General features: G+C 47.2%; 11 protein-coding genes. 10 read left to right on the top strand and 1 reads right to left on the bottom strand.

Going from position 1 to position 15,482, the window contains the following annotated elements:
* Nucleotides 1-80: 80 nt before the first annotated feature.
* Genes BUA56_RS13625 through BUA56_RS13645 form a run of 5 tightly spaced genes read left to right on the top strand, consistent with a single transcriptional unit; the run spans nt 81 to nt 8,586 of the window.
* Nucleotides 81-1,082: an NYN domain-containing protein gene (locus BUA56_RS13625; protein WP_341443431.1), complete on the top strand. Its 1,002-nt coding sequence runs from the start codon at nt 81-83 to the stop codon at nt 1,080-1,082.
* Nucleotides 1,083-1,102: 20 nt separating this feature from the next.
* On the top strand, nt 1,103-5,530 hold the full coding sequence (locus tag BUA56_RS13630) for a diguanylate cyclase (protein ID WP_207650937.1): 4,428 nt from the start codon (nt 1,103-1,105) through the stop codon (nt 5,528-5,530).
* 26 nt (nt 5,531-5,556) lie between these two features.
* Nucleotides 5,557-5,979, top strand: a complete 423-nt coding sequence (locus BUA56_RS13635; protein WP_072852634.1) for an amino acid-binding protein — start codon at nt 5,557-5,559, stop codon at nt 5,977-5,979.
* A 13-nt stretch (nt 5,980-5,992) separates the two neighbouring features.
* Entirely contained in the window at nt 5,993-6,889 is an 897-nt protein-coding gene (locus tag BUA56_RS13640; protein WP_072852636.1) for a DegV family protein, read from the top strand.
* 23 nt (nt 6,890-6,912) lie between these two features.
* Nucleotides 6,913-8,586: a putative bifunctional diguanylate cyclase/phosphodiesterase gene (locus tag BUA56_RS13645; protein ID WP_072852638.1), complete on the top strand. Its 1,674-nt coding sequence runs from the start codon at nt 6,913-6,915 to the stop codon at nt 8,584-8,586.
* Nucleotides 8,587-8,643: 57 nt separating this feature from the next.
* Here BUA56_RS13645 and BUA56_RS13650 read toward each other — a convergent pair whose 3' ends face one another.
* Nucleotides 8,644-9,063, bottom strand: coding sequence for a transporter (locus BUA56_RS13650; protein ID WP_072852640.1), 420 nt, complete (start codon nt 9,061-9,063; stop codon nt 8,644-8,646).
* 264 nt (nt 9,064-9,327) lie between these two features.
* On the opposite strand from BUA56_RS13650, the gene BUA56_RS13655 reads away from it, so the two are divergent.
* The 5 genes from BUA56_RS13655 (at nt 9,328) to BUA56_RS13675 (ending at nt 15,099) form a co-directional block, all read left to right on the top strand.
* On the top strand, nt 9,328-10,638 hold the full coding sequence (locus BUA56_RS13655) for a phenylacetate--CoA ligase family protein (protein ID WP_072852642.1): 1,311 nt from the start codon (nt 9,328-9,330) through the stop codon (nt 10,636-10,638).
* A 20-nt stretch (nt 10,639-10,658) separates the two neighbouring features.
* Nucleotides 10,659-12,380, top strand: coding sequence for an indolepyruvate ferredoxin oxidoreductase subunit alpha (gene iorA / locus BUA56_RS13660; protein ID WP_341443433.1), 1,722 nt, complete (start codon nt 10,659-10,661; stop codon nt 12,378-12,380).
* Nucleotide 12,381: 1 nt separating this feature from the next.
* On the top strand, nt 12,382-12,954 hold the full coding sequence (locus tag BUA56_RS13665) for an indolepyruvate oxidoreductase subunit beta (protein ID WP_072852646.1): 573 nt from the start codon (nt 12,382-12,384) through the stop codon (nt 12,952-12,954).
* Between the two features lie 31 nt (nt 12,955-12,985).
* Nucleotides 12,986-13,417, top strand: coding sequence for an ACT domain-containing protein (locus BUA56_RS13670; protein ID WP_084067942.1), 432 nt, complete (start codon nt 12,986-12,988; stop codon nt 13,415-13,417).
* Between the two features lie 128 nt (nt 13,418-13,545).
* A complete protein-coding gene (locus BUA56_RS13675; protein ID WP_072852650.1) occupies nt 13,546-15,099 on the top strand; it encodes a sodium/proline symporter in 1,554 nt (517 codons plus the stop codon).
* Nucleotides 15,100-15,482: the final 383 nt, after the last annotated feature.

Raw genomic sequence — 15,482 nt, forward strand, 5'->3', positions numbered from 1 at the left:
CCCAAGCCTTTTTGGAGGGGAAGCGGGAAGGGAAAGCTAAACTTCTTGACACAATCTTTCCAATAAGGGAAAATAGAAGTATGTATGATAGGAAAGAAGAGGGCATAAGCGTTATGGCTGACAAAACATTTGCGGTATTAATTGATTCGGATAATATTTCATCCAAATACATCTCCGGGATTCTGGATGAGATGACAAAGTACGGTGTGATAACTTACAAAAGAATATACGGGGATTGGACCAGCACCCAGACGACAAAGTGGAAGCAGGCCCTTCTGGAGAATTCCATTATGCCCATTCAGCAGTTCAGCAATACTGTAGGCAAAAATGCTACGGATTCGGCATTAATCATTGATGCTATGGATATCTTATATACCAATAATGTGGACGGATTCTGCATTGTATCAAGTGACAGTGATTTTACCAGGCTGGCTAGCCGGCTCAGAGAGTCTGGCAAAGAGGTGATCGGTATGGGAGAGGAAAAAACGCCCAGATCTTTCCGGGCCGCCTGTACGGTATTCACCAACCTGGAGATTCTGCTGGATCAGGATGAAGAGGAAGACGAAAAGGGTGCGGAGCCGGACGAAGAGGCTGCCGGAATCCCGAAGAAGAAAAGGGAGATTATCAGCAAGGGGAATATTGAGGATGATATTCTTTCTATTATCAGTGAGAATGATGATAAAGGAAAGGATACCGGTCTGGGTGAGATTGGCAGCCGTTTGGTGAAGAAATACTCAGATTTTGATGTCCGCAATTACGGATACAGTTCCCTGTCAAAATTTCTGGAAGAGATGGACGGGTTTGAACTCAAGAAAATAAATAATGCCATAACAGTGAAGATGAAAGACAATAAGACAAAAAAGCAGAAGCTGGCTTCCTATGCCATTGAGCTGGTAGAGAAGAACGGGGAGGAGGGTATGGAGCTTGCTGCGCTTGGAAACCGGATGCATAAGAAATTTGATAAATTTAAGGTTAAGGATTATGGATATGCAACGTTTGCAAAGTTTGTCCAGAGTATTCCCCAACTGGAGGTAACGGAAAACAAACTGAAAAGCAAGGTTGTGTTTCTCAAGAAAAAGTAACATAGGGGGGCAAAATGAACATGAAGCAAACATCAGATCAGACCTTTTTTGCATGTGTCGGAGGGGTGCTTACCTGCGGCTGCGATGCGGAAGGAACCATATTGTGGGCGGATCCGGGCTTTTACAATATGCTGAATTATACAGAATCGGAATTTGCAGAAAAGTTTCAGAATAAGATTGCCCCTGTAATTATTTCTGAGGAGTCAGAGAACGGATGGAAGAAATTTTGCGGTAAACTCAGTGATAAAAAGGTGCTGTTGGCAGAATACCGGCTGCAATGCAAAAGCGGGGATATAAAGTGGGTTGTCTTCAGCTCCAGACTGATGGAAGAGGAGGGGAAGGAACCTTATTCCCTAATTTTTTACCATGATATTTCCGTCCGCAAGAAGAGGCAGATATCCGTTCAGGAACAGATTTTAAAGGATCCCCTTACAGGTCTGTATAATAAAAAAGCTGCAGAGTCAATGATTCAGGAGTATCTTGAGAGCAGCAGTGAAGCGGCGGCTCTCTTTGTGATTGATATCGACAATTTTAAAGGGATCAATGATAATTTTGGCCATATCTACGGAGACTCTGTACTCACGGAGATGTCCCGTCATCTCAAAAGCATTACCAGAAGCACGGATATTATGGGGAGAGTGGGCGGCGATGAATTTATCGCCTTTTTTACAGATATAAAAGGGAAAGAGGGGATCATCCGCAAGGCAAAAGACATAGGCAAGATGTTTTACCGTTCTTTTGAGGACTCAGATATTCATTATGAGATATCCGGAAGTATAGGAATCAGCTTCTTTCCCGACGACGGCACCACTTATCTGGAACTCTTTGAGAAAGCAGATGTGGCTGCCTATTTTTCTAAGGATAATGGGAAGAATCAATATACCGTTTACCAGGAGAATATGGAGCACAGAAGTCTGCAGACCGCAGACAGCGGGCAGGAAGAACAGGACAACCAGCTGGCTCTGTACCGGAAGGCGTCCAGGGGAGGAACCTTTCAGGTCCGCATGGACGAAAACTACACACTGCTTTATGGCAATGATATATATTATCAAATCATGGGCTATACGAAGCAGGAAATGAAGGAAAGGCTTGGGAATCAGTGCAGGAGGAATATTTATCCGGGAGATGTAAACCGGGTGGAGGATTTAATAAGAAGGGCTTCCTACAGCGGGCAGCATGTTCTGGAGTGGGAAATGCGGATTGTTACCGGACAGGGAGAGAACCGCTGGATATGGGTAAACGGGGCTTTGGAGTATCGCTCCACCGGTTGTGTAATGAGCGGTTTTATTCTGGATACCACAGAAAGGCATGACCTTTTGTCTCAGATTTCCAGAAGTGAGGAGAGATACCGGATAGCACTGCAGCAGACCCACATGAATGTGTGGGAATATGATATCCCTAACCGGAGGCTGATACTTACAGAGAGTGCCAGAGAGCACCATGGCTTTGGCGAGATTATTGAAAATGTGCCGGAGTATCTCATTGAGTCAGGACATATACATCCGGACAGTGTGAAGGAAGTGCGGGAGATGTACCGCAAGATCCGGGAAGGAGAGCCCAGGGCCGAGGCGGAGATCCGCACAAGGAATCCCGGAGGGAACGGATGGTGGTGGGAGAAAGTAGTTTATACCTCCATCTTCGACGAAGATGGTCTTCCCCAGTGCGCCATTGCCGTAGGCGAGGACATTACTGAAAAAAAGGAAGCGGAGATTAACTATCAGAAAGAGCTTCAGATGAGATTCGCCATGTCTGAGGGGATTCTGGCCAGCAGCCGGGCGAATCTCACCAAAAACTGTGTGGAATATCTGCAGTCAGAGATTCTGGATATAGAAGGAAACGAGGGAGCCGTAAATTATGACGATCTGGTAAAACAGGGGTTGGCGAGAATTGTAAATTCCGAGGACCGGGTGCGCTATCTCAGGATTATGTCCTCAGATGCTTTGATATCCGCTTATGTGAAAGGACAGTCTCAGGTATCTCTGGAGTACCGCTGGCTGGATTTGGACGAAAAGCTGATCTGGATCTGTACCTCGGTGAGCCTGGTAAAAGATGCGGTTACGCAGGATTTGTATGCCTATGGTAAGATGCGTGATATAGATTACCAGAAAAAACTAGAGCTGGGACTGAAGCAGCGGGCGGAGAAAGACAATCTCACCGGGGCATATCATAAGGAAACAGCGTTCAGTATTATGAATGCGGCGATCCGCAATGCCAGAAGCCTGGGGCATGATTTTGCTGTAATACTTTTTTCTGTGGACAACTTCAGAAGAATTGACAGGTACTGCGGATACGGGGAGGGAGGCAATGTTTTAAAAGAACTCAGCAGTCTTTTGGATATGAAGTTCGGCAGCCGGTATCTGGCAGGCCGGTACAGTGAAGATGAGCTGCTGCTGCTGGTTCCGGGACCTAAGCAGCAGAGGGATCTGCCTTATAAGACAGAAGATGTCCGGCAGTCGGTAAGAATGTCATATGTATTTTCTGAACTGGAGGTGCCGGTAACCGTATCTGCGGGAATCGCAGTCTCCGGAGACGGCATAAAAAATATCCGGGAGGGATGCGGCAAGGCAAAAGAAGCGTTAGATGCTGCAAAGGAAAGAGGCGGGGACTGCTGCGTCATGTACTCCCAGGTAATGGCTGCGGAGAAGAATCTGGTGATTCAGGAACTCAAAGACACAGGAAGAGAGAACGCGGAGGAAGCCGGGCCGGAGAAAGAGGAGGATGTACTGCTTAAGTGTGTCTATTCCCTTACCTCATCTATGGACTTTGAACAGGTGCTTGAGGAGATTCTGCGGGAGCTGGGAACGTATTTTAGGGCAGAACACACGTATATACTCATCCTGGGTGATGATATGGAACGGACAGAGTATCTGAAAGAATGGAGAAGGGACGGGATACCTACCAAATCCTCCATTCCTTTCGAACTTTTGCAGCAGATTAAGAATCAAATGGCTGTGACAGATATCGGTGAGATTGCGGGGATATACCCTGAAGAGGCAGAGATACTGAGGGAACAGGGGATCTCCAGCTTCCAGGTGGTTTCTATGGATAAAGTCCACAATGGGATTGCGGGGTATATTGGCGTGGAGAATGGGGCCAGACATATGGAACGTACGACTGTACTTCACTCTGTTCGACATTTTGTGGGTTATGAAATCATGAGGAGGAGACTTCATGAAAAGCAGGAATATCTCAGCTATCATGACGCGCTCACCGGACTGGAGAACCGAAACAGCTATCTGGCTTACCGGGACAGTCTTTCCGAGGATACGCTGATTTCCCTTGGGGTAGTATCTGCCGATATTAACGGTCTGAAGCAGCTGAATACGCAGTATGGCCATGACTACGGGGATTATATGGTAAAGTTCACCGGAAGGGTAATGCGTGAAAAGTTTAAGGGCGGAAGGATTTTCCGTTTTGCCGGAGATGAGTTTCTTGCCGTATTTGAAAACTTGTCACAGAAAGCATTCTTGGACTGCGTGGAAGATATGAGAGCTGCCATGGAGGCATCCTATCCCTCCAGCATATCTCTGGGGGCGGTTTGGACCGATACAGAGATGAACCTGGAACACGCCATAACCAGGGCAGATGAGAGGATGCTACTTGCAAAACAGGAATATTACAGAAGCTCACAGAATATTGCGAAGCATTATGACCCGGCAATGCTGAAAAAGCTTCTGAAGGATATACAGGACGGACGTTTCCGCATGTTTCTTCAGCCTAAGGCCGAAATCTCCACGTGCAGGATCGTGGGGGCGGAGGCACTGGTTCGGTATGCGGATTCTGATGGGAAAATCGTGGGGCCTGCACAGTTTATTCCCCAGCTTGAGCAGGCAGGAAATGTCCGGCATGTGGACATGTATATCTTCGAGGAAGTATGCAGAGCCCTGAAAAGTTGGAAAGACAAGGGATATGCATGTATCCCCGTATCCCTGAATTTTTCCCGTACCACTCTTTTGGAGGAGGGACTGATCGATAAAATTGAAGAAATTTACCAGAGGTATCAGGTGGATCGAAATCTCATTGAGATTGAGGTGACAGAGAGCGCGAGCGTAGGAGAACGGGAAACCATAGTGGCAATCAGCGGAAAACTGGCCTCCCTGGGCTATCGAATTGCTTTGGATGATTTTGGGGCCAAATACAGTAATATGTCCATTCTCTCAGCCATGGAACTGGAGGTCCTGAAGCTGGATCGGAGTCTGGTTTCCGATTTATTCTCTAATGAGAAGACCCGTGTTGTAGTGAAGAATTTTCTCCAGACCTGCAGACAGCTGGGGATCCAAAGTGTGGCCGAGGGGGTGGAAAGCAGAGAACAGCTTGAGGTTCTTGAGGTACTTGGCTGTGACTATGCCCAGGGTTACTACTTTAATAAACCCATTCCTCTGGAAAAATTTGAAGAGGTTTATCTGAAAAATTCATCCTGCGGGGAGTACCTTAAGATTCATTCATAAAAATATAACAAAGGAGAATACTAAAAATGATTAGACAACTTTCCGTTTTTATTGAAAATGTACCTGGGAGCCTTATGCAGGTTACGAAATGCCTGAAGGATGCAGGGATAAATCTGATGGCCATATCATCCTTTGACAGCCCGGAATTCGGGATCCTGAGGATGATTGTGGATCAGCCGGAAGAGGCTGAGAGTATCTTAAAAAAGAATCACTTTATGGTCCGGGTTGGGACTGTCCTGGGAGTCTCCGTAGCAGACGAGCCGGGGGCTCTGAATAAGATGCTGGAGATTATGGCGCAGGGAAATATAAGTGTCAACTACATCTATTCCTTTATCAGTGAGATTGACCGCTCACCCATCATGATTTTCCACACCGAGTATACGGAGGAGGCAAGACAGCTCCTGAAGAGAAACGGAATGCATGTAGTGGACAATCTGAAAGAACTGTAAGGAGACAGCAGCTATGGATTATCAGATAATAACCGACGGCTCCTGCGATTTGGGAGAGGAACTGGCACAGAAATGTGGGATTCAAGTCGTACCTTTTTATGTGTCATTTGATGACGTGACGTATGAAAAAGAGATAGAAGAATTGGATGTGCGCCAGTTTTACAGAAGAATGGTAGATCATCCGGGAAGCTATCCCAAATCCTCTATGCCTAACGTTCAGGATTATCTGGAGGCCTTTGAGCCCTTTGCCTGTGCAGGGGTTCCTGTTATCTGCATTTGTATTACTACTAAGTTCAGCGGATCTTACGCTTCTGCGTCTGCCGCCGGCGGAATTCTTCTGGAAAAGTATCCGCATGCCAGGATTAAGGTGATTGACAGTGGGGTTAATACGGTGCTGCAGGGAATGCTTGTATTGGAGGCGGTTAAGATGCAGAGGGCAGGATACCTGTTTCAGGAAGCCGCAGATAAAATAGAAGAGATAAAAGGAAGCGGCAGAATCTTTTTTACCATTGGCAGCATGGAATACCTGGTACATGGAGGACGTGTGGGGAAACTAATGGGCCTGGCAGGCACAACCCTGGGGATTAAGCCGTTAATCACCCTTAAGGAGGGTGAGATTTTTCCTTCCGGTATAACGAGAAGCCGAAGGAAGTCCAGAAAGAAGGTATTGGACCTGGTGGAATCACATTTTCGGGATACCGGCGAGAATCCGGAAGACTATCTGATGGTGATAGGGTACGGGTATGACTATGAGGAAGCTGTGGAATTCCGGGAGGAGATGCTGGAATCAATATCCCATTACACCTCCCTGAAGGATGTAGACATCTATCAGATTGGCGCAACGATTGGAGTTCATACCGGACCGTATCCTCTGGGGATAGGGATCCTGAAAAAGGCTGTAAAAGAGTAAGAACTGGGAAAAGGAGCATGGGGATGGATAATTGGGAGAAAGACACAGATGAGTTCGTTTATGATAAGGAACATCTTTATGATGCCCTGGTACGCAGCACGGATGACTATATTTATATAGGAAACATGAAAACCGGAACCTTTCGATATGCCCCCGGAATGGTGAAGGACTTTGCTCTGCCCGGAGAAATCGTTCCCAATGCGGCTGCCGTCTGGGGTGGGCTGGTGCACCCCCATGACCGGGAGGCCTTTCTCGAGGCGAATCAGGAGGTGGCGGACGGAAGAACACAGAATCATCATGTAGAGTATCGGGCAAAGAACCGGAAAGGGGAATGGGTCTGGCTCAGATGCCGGGGGTATATGCTAAAGGATGAATCCGGAGCTCCAGATCTGTTTGCCGGGATTGTAACCAATCTGGGCAAAAAGAACAGAATTGACCATATTACAGGAATTTATAACAAGTTTCTGTTTGAGGAAGAAATTAAATCCAGAATCGGGACTCGGCCGAAAGATGCTTTTGGGGTGATGGTGCTGGGAATGGATGATTTCAGGCATATTAATGATCTGTATGACAGAAATTTCGGAGACGAAGTAATCCGCATAACCGCGCAGAAGATCGCCACGATTCTCCCGTCTAATACAGGGTTATACCGTATGGACGGAGATGAATTTGCAATTTTGGTATCGAATATTCAGCCGGGTGATTTTGATAAAATATTTCTCAGCATTCAGGAAGCCTTTCAAAGGCAGCAGCAGTACAATGACAAAAAATATTACTGCACTCTCTCCGGCGGGTGTGCTGCATACCCGGCGGACGGAAATAATTATCAGGATCTTATAAAATATTGCGGTTATGCCCTGGAGTATGCCAAGGATCACGGAAAAAACCGTATGTACTGTTTTTCCGAGGCGATTTTAAGCCATAAGGAGCGGGATCTGCTTTTGGTTGAATTTTTGAGAGAGAGCATTGAACAGGAATATAAGGGGTTTCAGCTGTATTACCAGCCTCAGGTGGAAGCCGCCACCGGGAGGGTAATTGGCGCGGAAGCTCTGGCCCGATGGGAATGCAGGGAGTTCGGCAGTATCTCTCCCATGGAATTTATTCCCTTGCTGGAGAAAAGCGGTCTGATTATTCAGGCTGGAAAATGGATATTTAAAACTGCTGTAGAGCAGTGTAAGAGATGGACCAGAAGAAACCGTTCGTTTACGGTAAGTATTAATCTTTCCTATCTGCAGATCCTGGAGCCGGATTTCCTTGATTTTGTGAAGACTACCGTAGAGGAGGCCTGCCTTCCGGCGACTAACATTGTAGTAGAGCTGACAGAGACACTGCTGGTAAAGGAAAATGAAAAGATTACCCGGATATTCGAGAAAATTCAGAGTATGGGATTCTCTGTAGCTATGGATGACTTCGGCACCGGGTATTCTTCTTTGGGAGTACTGAAAAATACGCCGGTTAACATTGTAAAGATAGATAAGACCTTTGTGGATGGTGTGGAGAAAAACTCCTTTGATGCTACCTTTATACGGTTCATTGTGGCGCTCTGCCACGATGTGGGGAAAGAAGTATGCCTGGAGGGCGTGGAGACTGCGGCAGAGTATGAGATTGTGAAGGGCAGCGGTCTTGAGATGATTCAGGGATATTATTTTGGTCATCCCGTGAACCGGGAGGAATTCGAGGAACGGTATTTGAACTGATCTGAGGCAAAAAACGGGGACGTGCCGTACAGGCCCGTCCCCGCTGTATGGAGCTCTTTAATTTTCAAAGGTATCAGAAGTATTGGATGCCCCCGGCTTCAAAAAGAGATACTTGCGGACAGCAAACAAGATTGCAATGGCAAGAATTCCAATTAAGGTTTCCCAGGTGGCAAGATGCTCTACCACCATCTGTCTGGCAGTTGCAAACATGAGAACTTCAATCAGCGTCTCAGGTGTATGCTTGCAGAGCATTTTCACAAATTCTACTCCCACAACCAGACTCAGTGCTCTTGCCAGAAACTGGGTGAAGTATTCTGAAGTCATATGCAGAAGGGGCATGCTGGTCAGATCATATACAAGGGCGATGACCAGTGCGGCAATTACGGCCAGAATAATAATGGAAATAACAAGTTCCGTATAGCGGGATGCATGAAAGACAAGCTCGTTGATTCGTTTCCTTAAGGGCTTTTTTTCCATGAAACCTCCTTCATCGTTATTTTATCCCCCGGCGGCCGGGAGAAAGACTGGTTTCATTATAGGGGATATAACCCGGAATTACAAGGGAAGTTTTTGGGTTTTTCTGCTTTAAAGCGCTAAAAAAACTAGTGCAATATTCTGTAGATTTGTGCTATAATAATGTTTAGCGCAGTAAAGCAGTATAATCTAGAATGGAAAAGAATCAGATGGCTGTTTTGCAGCACCACTGGAGAGACAAAAAGGAATGGTCAGATAGGAGAAATTATGATTTGGGCAAAAGAAGAAACATTATCAAGAGCTGATATCGAGATGATACAGCTGGAGAGGCTGCAGGAGACGGTCCGCCGCGTGTACGGAAAGGTTCCTGCATACCGAAAGAAGATGGAGGCGGCAGGGATTGTGCCGGAGGATATCCGTTCTCTGGAAGATCTGCAGAGACTGCCGTTTACTACAAAACAGGATATGCGGGATAATTATCCCTTTGGTCTTTTTGCAGTACCTCAAAAGGAACTCTGCAGGATTCATGCTTCCAGCGGCACTACGGGGAAGCCTACCGTTGTGGGATATACCAGGAGAGACCTGGATATTTGGTCCGAATGTGTGGCCAGGATCGCTTGCATGGGAGGCGCCTCCAGCGGGGATATTGCACAGATTTGTTTTGGATACGGCATGTTTACAGGCGCCCTGGGCCTGCATTACGGACTGGAGAAGGTAGGCGCTGCCATTGTTCCCTCCTCCACGGGCAATACGAAAAAACAAATTATGTTTATGAAAGACTTTGCGTCTACTCTTTTGGTTGCAACCCCTTCTTACGCGCTTCGGATTGCGGAAGTAGCAGAGGAAATAGGGGTTGACGTCAAAAAAGAATTAAAGATAAAGATTGGCCTGGTGGGCAGTGAGCTCATGACGGAAGCTATGCGCCAGGAGATGTATAAGGCCTGGGGAGACAGCATGATGCTTACACAGAACTATGGCATGAGTGAGCTGATGGGCCCGGGAGTATCCGGAGAATGTCTGGAACTCTGCGGCATGCATGTGAATGAGGATCATTTTATTCCTGAGATCATTAATCCTAAAACCGGAGAAGTGCTTCCGCCGGGTGAGATCGGAGAGCTGGTCATTACCTGTATCACGAAAGAGGCGCTTCCGCTGATTCGTTACAGAACCAAGGATCTTACCAGATTAATGTATGAACCCTGCAAGTGCGGGAGAACAACTGTGAGAATGGAGAACCTGCTGGGGCGCACCGATGATATGCTTAAGATTCGTGGTGTAAATGTATTCCCCAGCCAGATCGAAGAGATTCTTCTGAATATAGAGGAGTGCGGCCCTCACTATGAGATTATCGTGGGCAGAAAGAACCACTCCGATACTCTGGAGATTAAAGTGGAAGTATCCGCAGATAAACTGATAGATTCTTATAAAGCGCTGGAAGGCCTGGAGAGAAAGGTAAAAGACCAGATCCGTACTGTGCTGGGCCTGGACGTAAAGGTTTCCCTGCAGTCGCCTAACTCATTGCAGCGGTTCGAGGGAAAAGCGAAAAGGGTCATTGACCTTAGAAAGGAAGGAGAATAACAGTGGCAGAAAAAAAGATAATGTTAGGAAATGAAGCCATCGCCCGCGGGGCTTATGAAGCAGGGGTGAAGGTTTCCGCTGCATATCCGGGTACCCCAAGTACGGAGATCAGCGAGAATATTGTGAAATATAAGGAGATTTACGCAGAGTGGTCACCCAATGAGAAGGTAGCTGCGGAAGTGGCAATCGGAGCGTCAATCAGCGGTGTGCGGGCTATGGTATCCATGAAGCATGTGGGGCTGAACGTGGCATCTGACCCTCTTTACACCGTATCATACATAGGAGCCAAAGGCGGTCTGGTATTTGTTGTGGCAGATGATCCGGGGATGTACAGCTCGCAGAACGAGCAGGACACCCGCCTGGTGGCAAGAGCAGCCCAGGTACCTGTACTGGAGCCGTCCGACAGCGCAGATGCCAAGGAATTTATGAAGTTTGCGTTTGAGCTTAGTGAGAAATATGACACTCCAGTGATTGTAAGGCTGACCACCCGGCTGTCCCATTCCCAGGGGCTGGTGGAGTTAGATGAGAGAGAAGAACCAGAGGATAAGCCTTATGAGAGGAATATCGGCAAGAATGTTATGATGCCGGGCAATGCCATCAAACGCCATCTGGTGGTAGAGGACAGAATGAACCGCATGGCGGAAGACAGCTGCGGGTTCTCTGTGAACAGAGCAGAATACAGGGATACATCCATCGGATTTGTAACGAGCGGAATCCCTTACCAGTATGTAAGGGAGGCTATGCCGGATGCATCTGTTCTTAAGCTGGGACTGGTAAATCCGCTGCCAAGGAAATTAATTGAAGAGTTTGCCTCTAAAGTGGATAAGGTCTATGTATTCGAAGAGCTGGAACCAGTGATTGAGGAGCAGATGAAGTCCTGGGGAATTCAGGTAATAGGAAAAGAGATCTTCACCCGCCAGGGAGAATACAGCGCCAATCTTCTCCGCACGGCTGTGCTCGGCGAGAAGCTGGACGTGGCTGCACCGGCTCCGGTACCGCCCAGACCGCCTATTCTCTGTCCGGGATGTCCGCACAGAAGTGTATACTCAGTCATGAATAAATTAAAGATTCATGCCGCAGGGGATATCGGATGCTATACGCTGGGGGCTGTGGCTCCTCTCGGTGTAGTGGATACCACCATCTGTATGGGAGCCAGCATCAGTTCTCTCCATGGAATGGAGAAAGCAAAAGGGAAAGACTACATAAAGAACTGGGTTGCTGTAATTGGTGATTCCACATTCATGCATACAGGAATCAACTCCCTGATCAATATGGTTTACAATAAATCCACAGGAACGGTAGTGATTCTGGATAACTCAACCACAGGTATGACGGGACATCAGGATCATGCGGCTACCGGCAGGACCCTGAAAGGAGAACCTACCTATGCAGTGAATATTCCGCAGCTGTGCAAATCCATCGGTATTGAACATGTGTGTGAGATCAGTGCCTTTGATTTGAAGGGACTGGAAGAGGCTCTTAAGAGGGAAACCGCCAGAGAAGAAGTCTCTGTAATCATCACAAAGGCACCCTGCGTGCTTTTAAAAGGCAATGTATTTAAAACAAAATGCAGGCCGGTAACAGAGAAGTGCAAGAAATGCGGCCTTTGCCTGAAGCCAGGCTGTCCGGCTCTAACAAAACTGCCGGATGGAACCATTGCAATTGACGAGACCATGTGCAACGGCTGCGGTCTGTGCAGACAGCTGTGCCACAGTGATGCAATAGAGGAGGTAGAAGTGTAATATGGCAACGAAGAATATTATGATAGTAGGTGTGGGCGGTCAGGGTACACTTCTCACCAGCCGGGTGCTTGGAGGACTTGCAATTCATGCCGGATATGATGTAAAATTATCAGAGGTACATGGTATGGCACAGCGTGGAGGAAGTGTTGTAACCTATGTAAGATACGGGGAGTCTGTGGCTGAGCCTATTGTAGAAGAAGGTCAGGCGGATGTTCTGATTGCTTTTGAGCGGCTGGAAGCTCTCCGCTATATCCATTTTCTGAAAGAAGATGGAGTACTGATTGTAAACGATCAGAGAATTGACCCGATTACGGTTGTGACAGGTGCTGCAGAATATCCTGAGGGAATTCTGGAGGGGCTGAGAAAAGAACATAAGGTATACGCAGTGGATGCTATGAAAGAAGCAAAGGAAATGGGAAACTCTAAAGTGTTTAACATTATTGTTCTGGGCGTAGCCGCACAGCACATGAACTTTACAAAGGAAGACTGGCTGACTGTCATTGAGAAAACGGTTCCTCCAAAAACTGTGGAAATCAATAAAAAGGCATTTATGAAAGGGTATGAACTGGCCTGAAAATGTAAAATACAGGAGAGGAGGCATCCGAATGATTAAACAGGTATCTGTTTTTATGGAAAACAGAAAAGGACGTCTGGAAAAAGTAACTGCTATTTTAAAAGACAACGATATCAATATCGCATCCATCAGTCTGGCGGATACCAGCGAATATGGTTTGCTGCGGCTGATTGTATCGGATCCTGATAAGGCACAGAAGGTGCTGAAGGAGAACGGATTTTCGGCCATGCTCACAGAGGTTACGGCTGTCAGAATTCCCCACAGAATCGGAAAGCTCAGCGAGCTTCTGAAGCTTTTGAGGGAGGCAGATCTGAATGTGGAATATATGTATGCTCTGAGTACAGAAAAGGACAGAGGAGCTATGATTATGAAGACTTCGGATATCCGCAAAGCGGAAGAGACACTAAAAGCAGGCTGTATGGAGGTAATGGAAGAAGACGAGGCATACGCTCTTAATATCTAGAAAGAAAAAGACCGGGTCACAGAAGTTTTCCTTGACCCGGTTCCTTTTTTATAGTATAATTTATCGAGTTAAAGCGTAACGGTTTAAAGCGTAACGGTTTAAAGCGAACAAAAAGGGAGAATAGAAAAATGACAATTAAAGTGATACTGCTGATTTTATTTTTTGGAAGTATGGTGGCTGTTGGCCTGTATTCCAGAAAACATGCTACAAATGTGAATGATTTTGTGCTGGGAGGGAGGAGTGTGGGGCCCTGGCTTACAGCCTTTGCCTACGGTACATCCTATTTCTCAGCCGTAGTTTTTGTGGGCTATGCAGGGCAGTTTGGCTGGAAATACGGAGTCTCCTCCACCTGGATAGGCCTGGGCAATGCGATTATCGGAAGTCTTCTCGCCTGGGTGGTTCTGGGGAGAAGAACAAGAGTAATGACAAAGCATCTGCAGGCAGCAACCATGCCGGATTATTTTGGAAAGAGATTTGACAGCCATACTATGAGGGTGGTGGCATCCGCCATTGTATTTGTTTTTTTGGTGCCCTATACGGCGTCTATCTATAACGGATTGTCCCGTCTGTTCGGGCTGGCTTTCGATATTCCCTATGCAGTATGTGTAATCGCAATGGCGGCTCTGACCGGAGCATATGTTATCCTGGGGGGCTATATGGCCACTGCGATTAATGACTTTATCCAGGGCATAATTATGCTCATTGGAATTGTGGCTGTGGTTCTGGCGGTTCTGAGCGGTCAGGGAGGATTTATGGAGGCAATGAGAAAGCTGTCTGAGATTCCAAGCGATGTTCCTGCAACCGCTGGCCAGATGGGGGCTTTTTCCTCCTTCTTCGGCACAGATCCTTTAAACCTTTTGGGAGTAGTCATTCTTACCTCATTGGGAACCTGGGGACTGCCTCAGATGGTACATAAATTTTATGCCATTAAAAGTGAAAAGGCCGTAACCACCGGTACGGTGATTTCTACTCTGTTTGCTGTTGTTATCTCAGGGGGCTGTTACTTTATGGGAGGCTTTGGAAGACTGTTTGATGACCCTTCTTTCCATGGGCCCGACGGAAGCATTATCTATGATGGTATTGTCCCACATATGCTCTCTACGCTTCCGGATATCCTTATGGGAATTGTGATTGTTCTGGTACTGTCAGCGTCCATGTCCACGCTGTCTTCCCTGGTGCTTACCTCTGCCTCTACCCTGACCCTGGATTTTCTGCCGAGAAAGACTTTCCGGAAAATTGGGGAAAAAAGACAGCTGCTGTTTATGCGTGTGCTGATCCTTGTATTTATCGCAGTTTCTGTTATTCTGGCACTGGATCCTCCTACCTTTATTGCACAGCTTATGGGGATCTCCTGGGGAGCTCTTGCAGGTGCTTTTCTGGCTCCGTTTTTATACGGCCTGTACTGGAAGGGAGTTACCAGGGCAGGGGTATGGGCCTCATTTATCACAGGGATCGGAATTACGGTTACGAATATGTTCTTCCACTATATTGCATCGCCCATAAATGCAGGTGCAATTGCTATGGTAGTGGGCTTTATAGTTGTTCCCGCAGTCAGCCTGGTCTCTCCAAAGATTGAGAGAGAAACTGTGGATAATATTTTCCGGTGTTACGATGTGGAGGTGGAGGCTACCACCAAAAAGGTACTGCCGGAGGAAAAGGAAAGCTGGAAAGTCCGCACATAAGCCAAAGATAAGGCCGGGAGGTGTTTCTCCCGGCCTTATTTTTTCCCCTGTGCGCCCGGCGGCGCACGTTTCTAACCGGTGCAAGTCCGGAATCCGCCCGGTGGTGGGAAGGATATAGCCGAAGGCAAGGGTGTCCATTGTGAGGTGGAATCCGAAGGAAGCCGGATATGGGGAACATACGAACCCATGGGCAAATCTCTGGTCTGACGAACAGAAACCACATAAGAGGCTATGCATGAGGATAAGGCTGCATGACAAGTCGAAGTCCAATAACTACCCGGAATCATGTATGGTAGATGTGGCAGATGGATGGAGAGAAAGAAACGTGTGGTACCTGGGGAGGTCTGCACGACACGCCCTGAAAGGGGTAACCATTATGGAGA

This window comes from Lactonifactor longoviformis DSM 17459, from assembly GCF_900129135.1.
GTDB lineage: Bacteria > Bacillota > Clostridia > Lachnospirales > Lachnospiraceae > Lactonifactor > Lactonifactor longoviformis.

What these genes read in the sequence shown, in the direction of transcription:
- BUA56_RS13650 (WP_072852640.1), bottom strand. Translation starts at nt 9,063, where the DNA reads ATGGAAAAAAAGCCCTTAAGGAAACGAATCAACGAGCTTGTCTTTCAT.
- BUA56_RS13645 (WP_072852638.1), top strand. Translation starts at nt 6,913, where the DNA reads ATGGATAATTGGGAGAAAGACACAGATGAGTTCGTTTATGATAAGGAA.
- iorA (WP_341443433.1), top strand. Translation starts at nt 10,659, where the DNA reads ATGTTAGGAAATGAAGCCATCGCCCGCGGGGCTTATGAAGCAGGGGTG.
- BUA56_RS13640 (WP_072852636.1), top strand. Translation starts at nt 5,993, where the DNA reads ATGGATTATCAGATAATAACCGACGGCTCCTGCGATTTGGGAGAGGAA.
- BUA56_RS13670 (WP_084067942.1), top strand. Translation starts at nt 12,986, where the DNA reads ATGATTAAACAGGTATCTGTTTTTATGGAAAACAGAAAAGGACGTCTG.
- BUA56_RS13630 (WP_207650937.1), top strand. Translation starts at nt 1,103, where the DNA reads ATGAAGCAAACATCAGATCAGACCTTTTTTGCATGTGTCGGAGGGGTG.
- BUA56_RS13675 (WP_072852650.1), top strand. Translation starts at nt 13,546, where the DNA reads ATGACAATTAAAGTGATACTGCTGATTTTATTTTTTGGAAGTATGGTG.
- BUA56_RS13655 (WP_072852642.1), top strand. Translation starts at nt 9,328, where the DNA reads ATGATTTGGGCAAAAGAAGAAACATTATCAAGAGCTGATATCGAGATG.
- BUA56_RS13665 (WP_072852646.1), top strand. Translation starts at nt 12,382, where the DNA reads ATGGCAACGAAGAATATTATGATAGTAGGTGTGGGCGGTCAGGGTACA.
- BUA56_RS13635 (WP_072852634.1), top strand. Translation starts at nt 5,557, where the DNA reads ATGATTAGACAACTTTCCGTTTTTATTGAAAATGTACCTGGGAGCCTT.
- BUA56_RS13625 (WP_341443431.1), top strand. Translation starts at nt 81, where the DNA reads ATGTATGATAGGAAAGAAGAGGGCATAAGCGTTATGGCTGACAAAACA.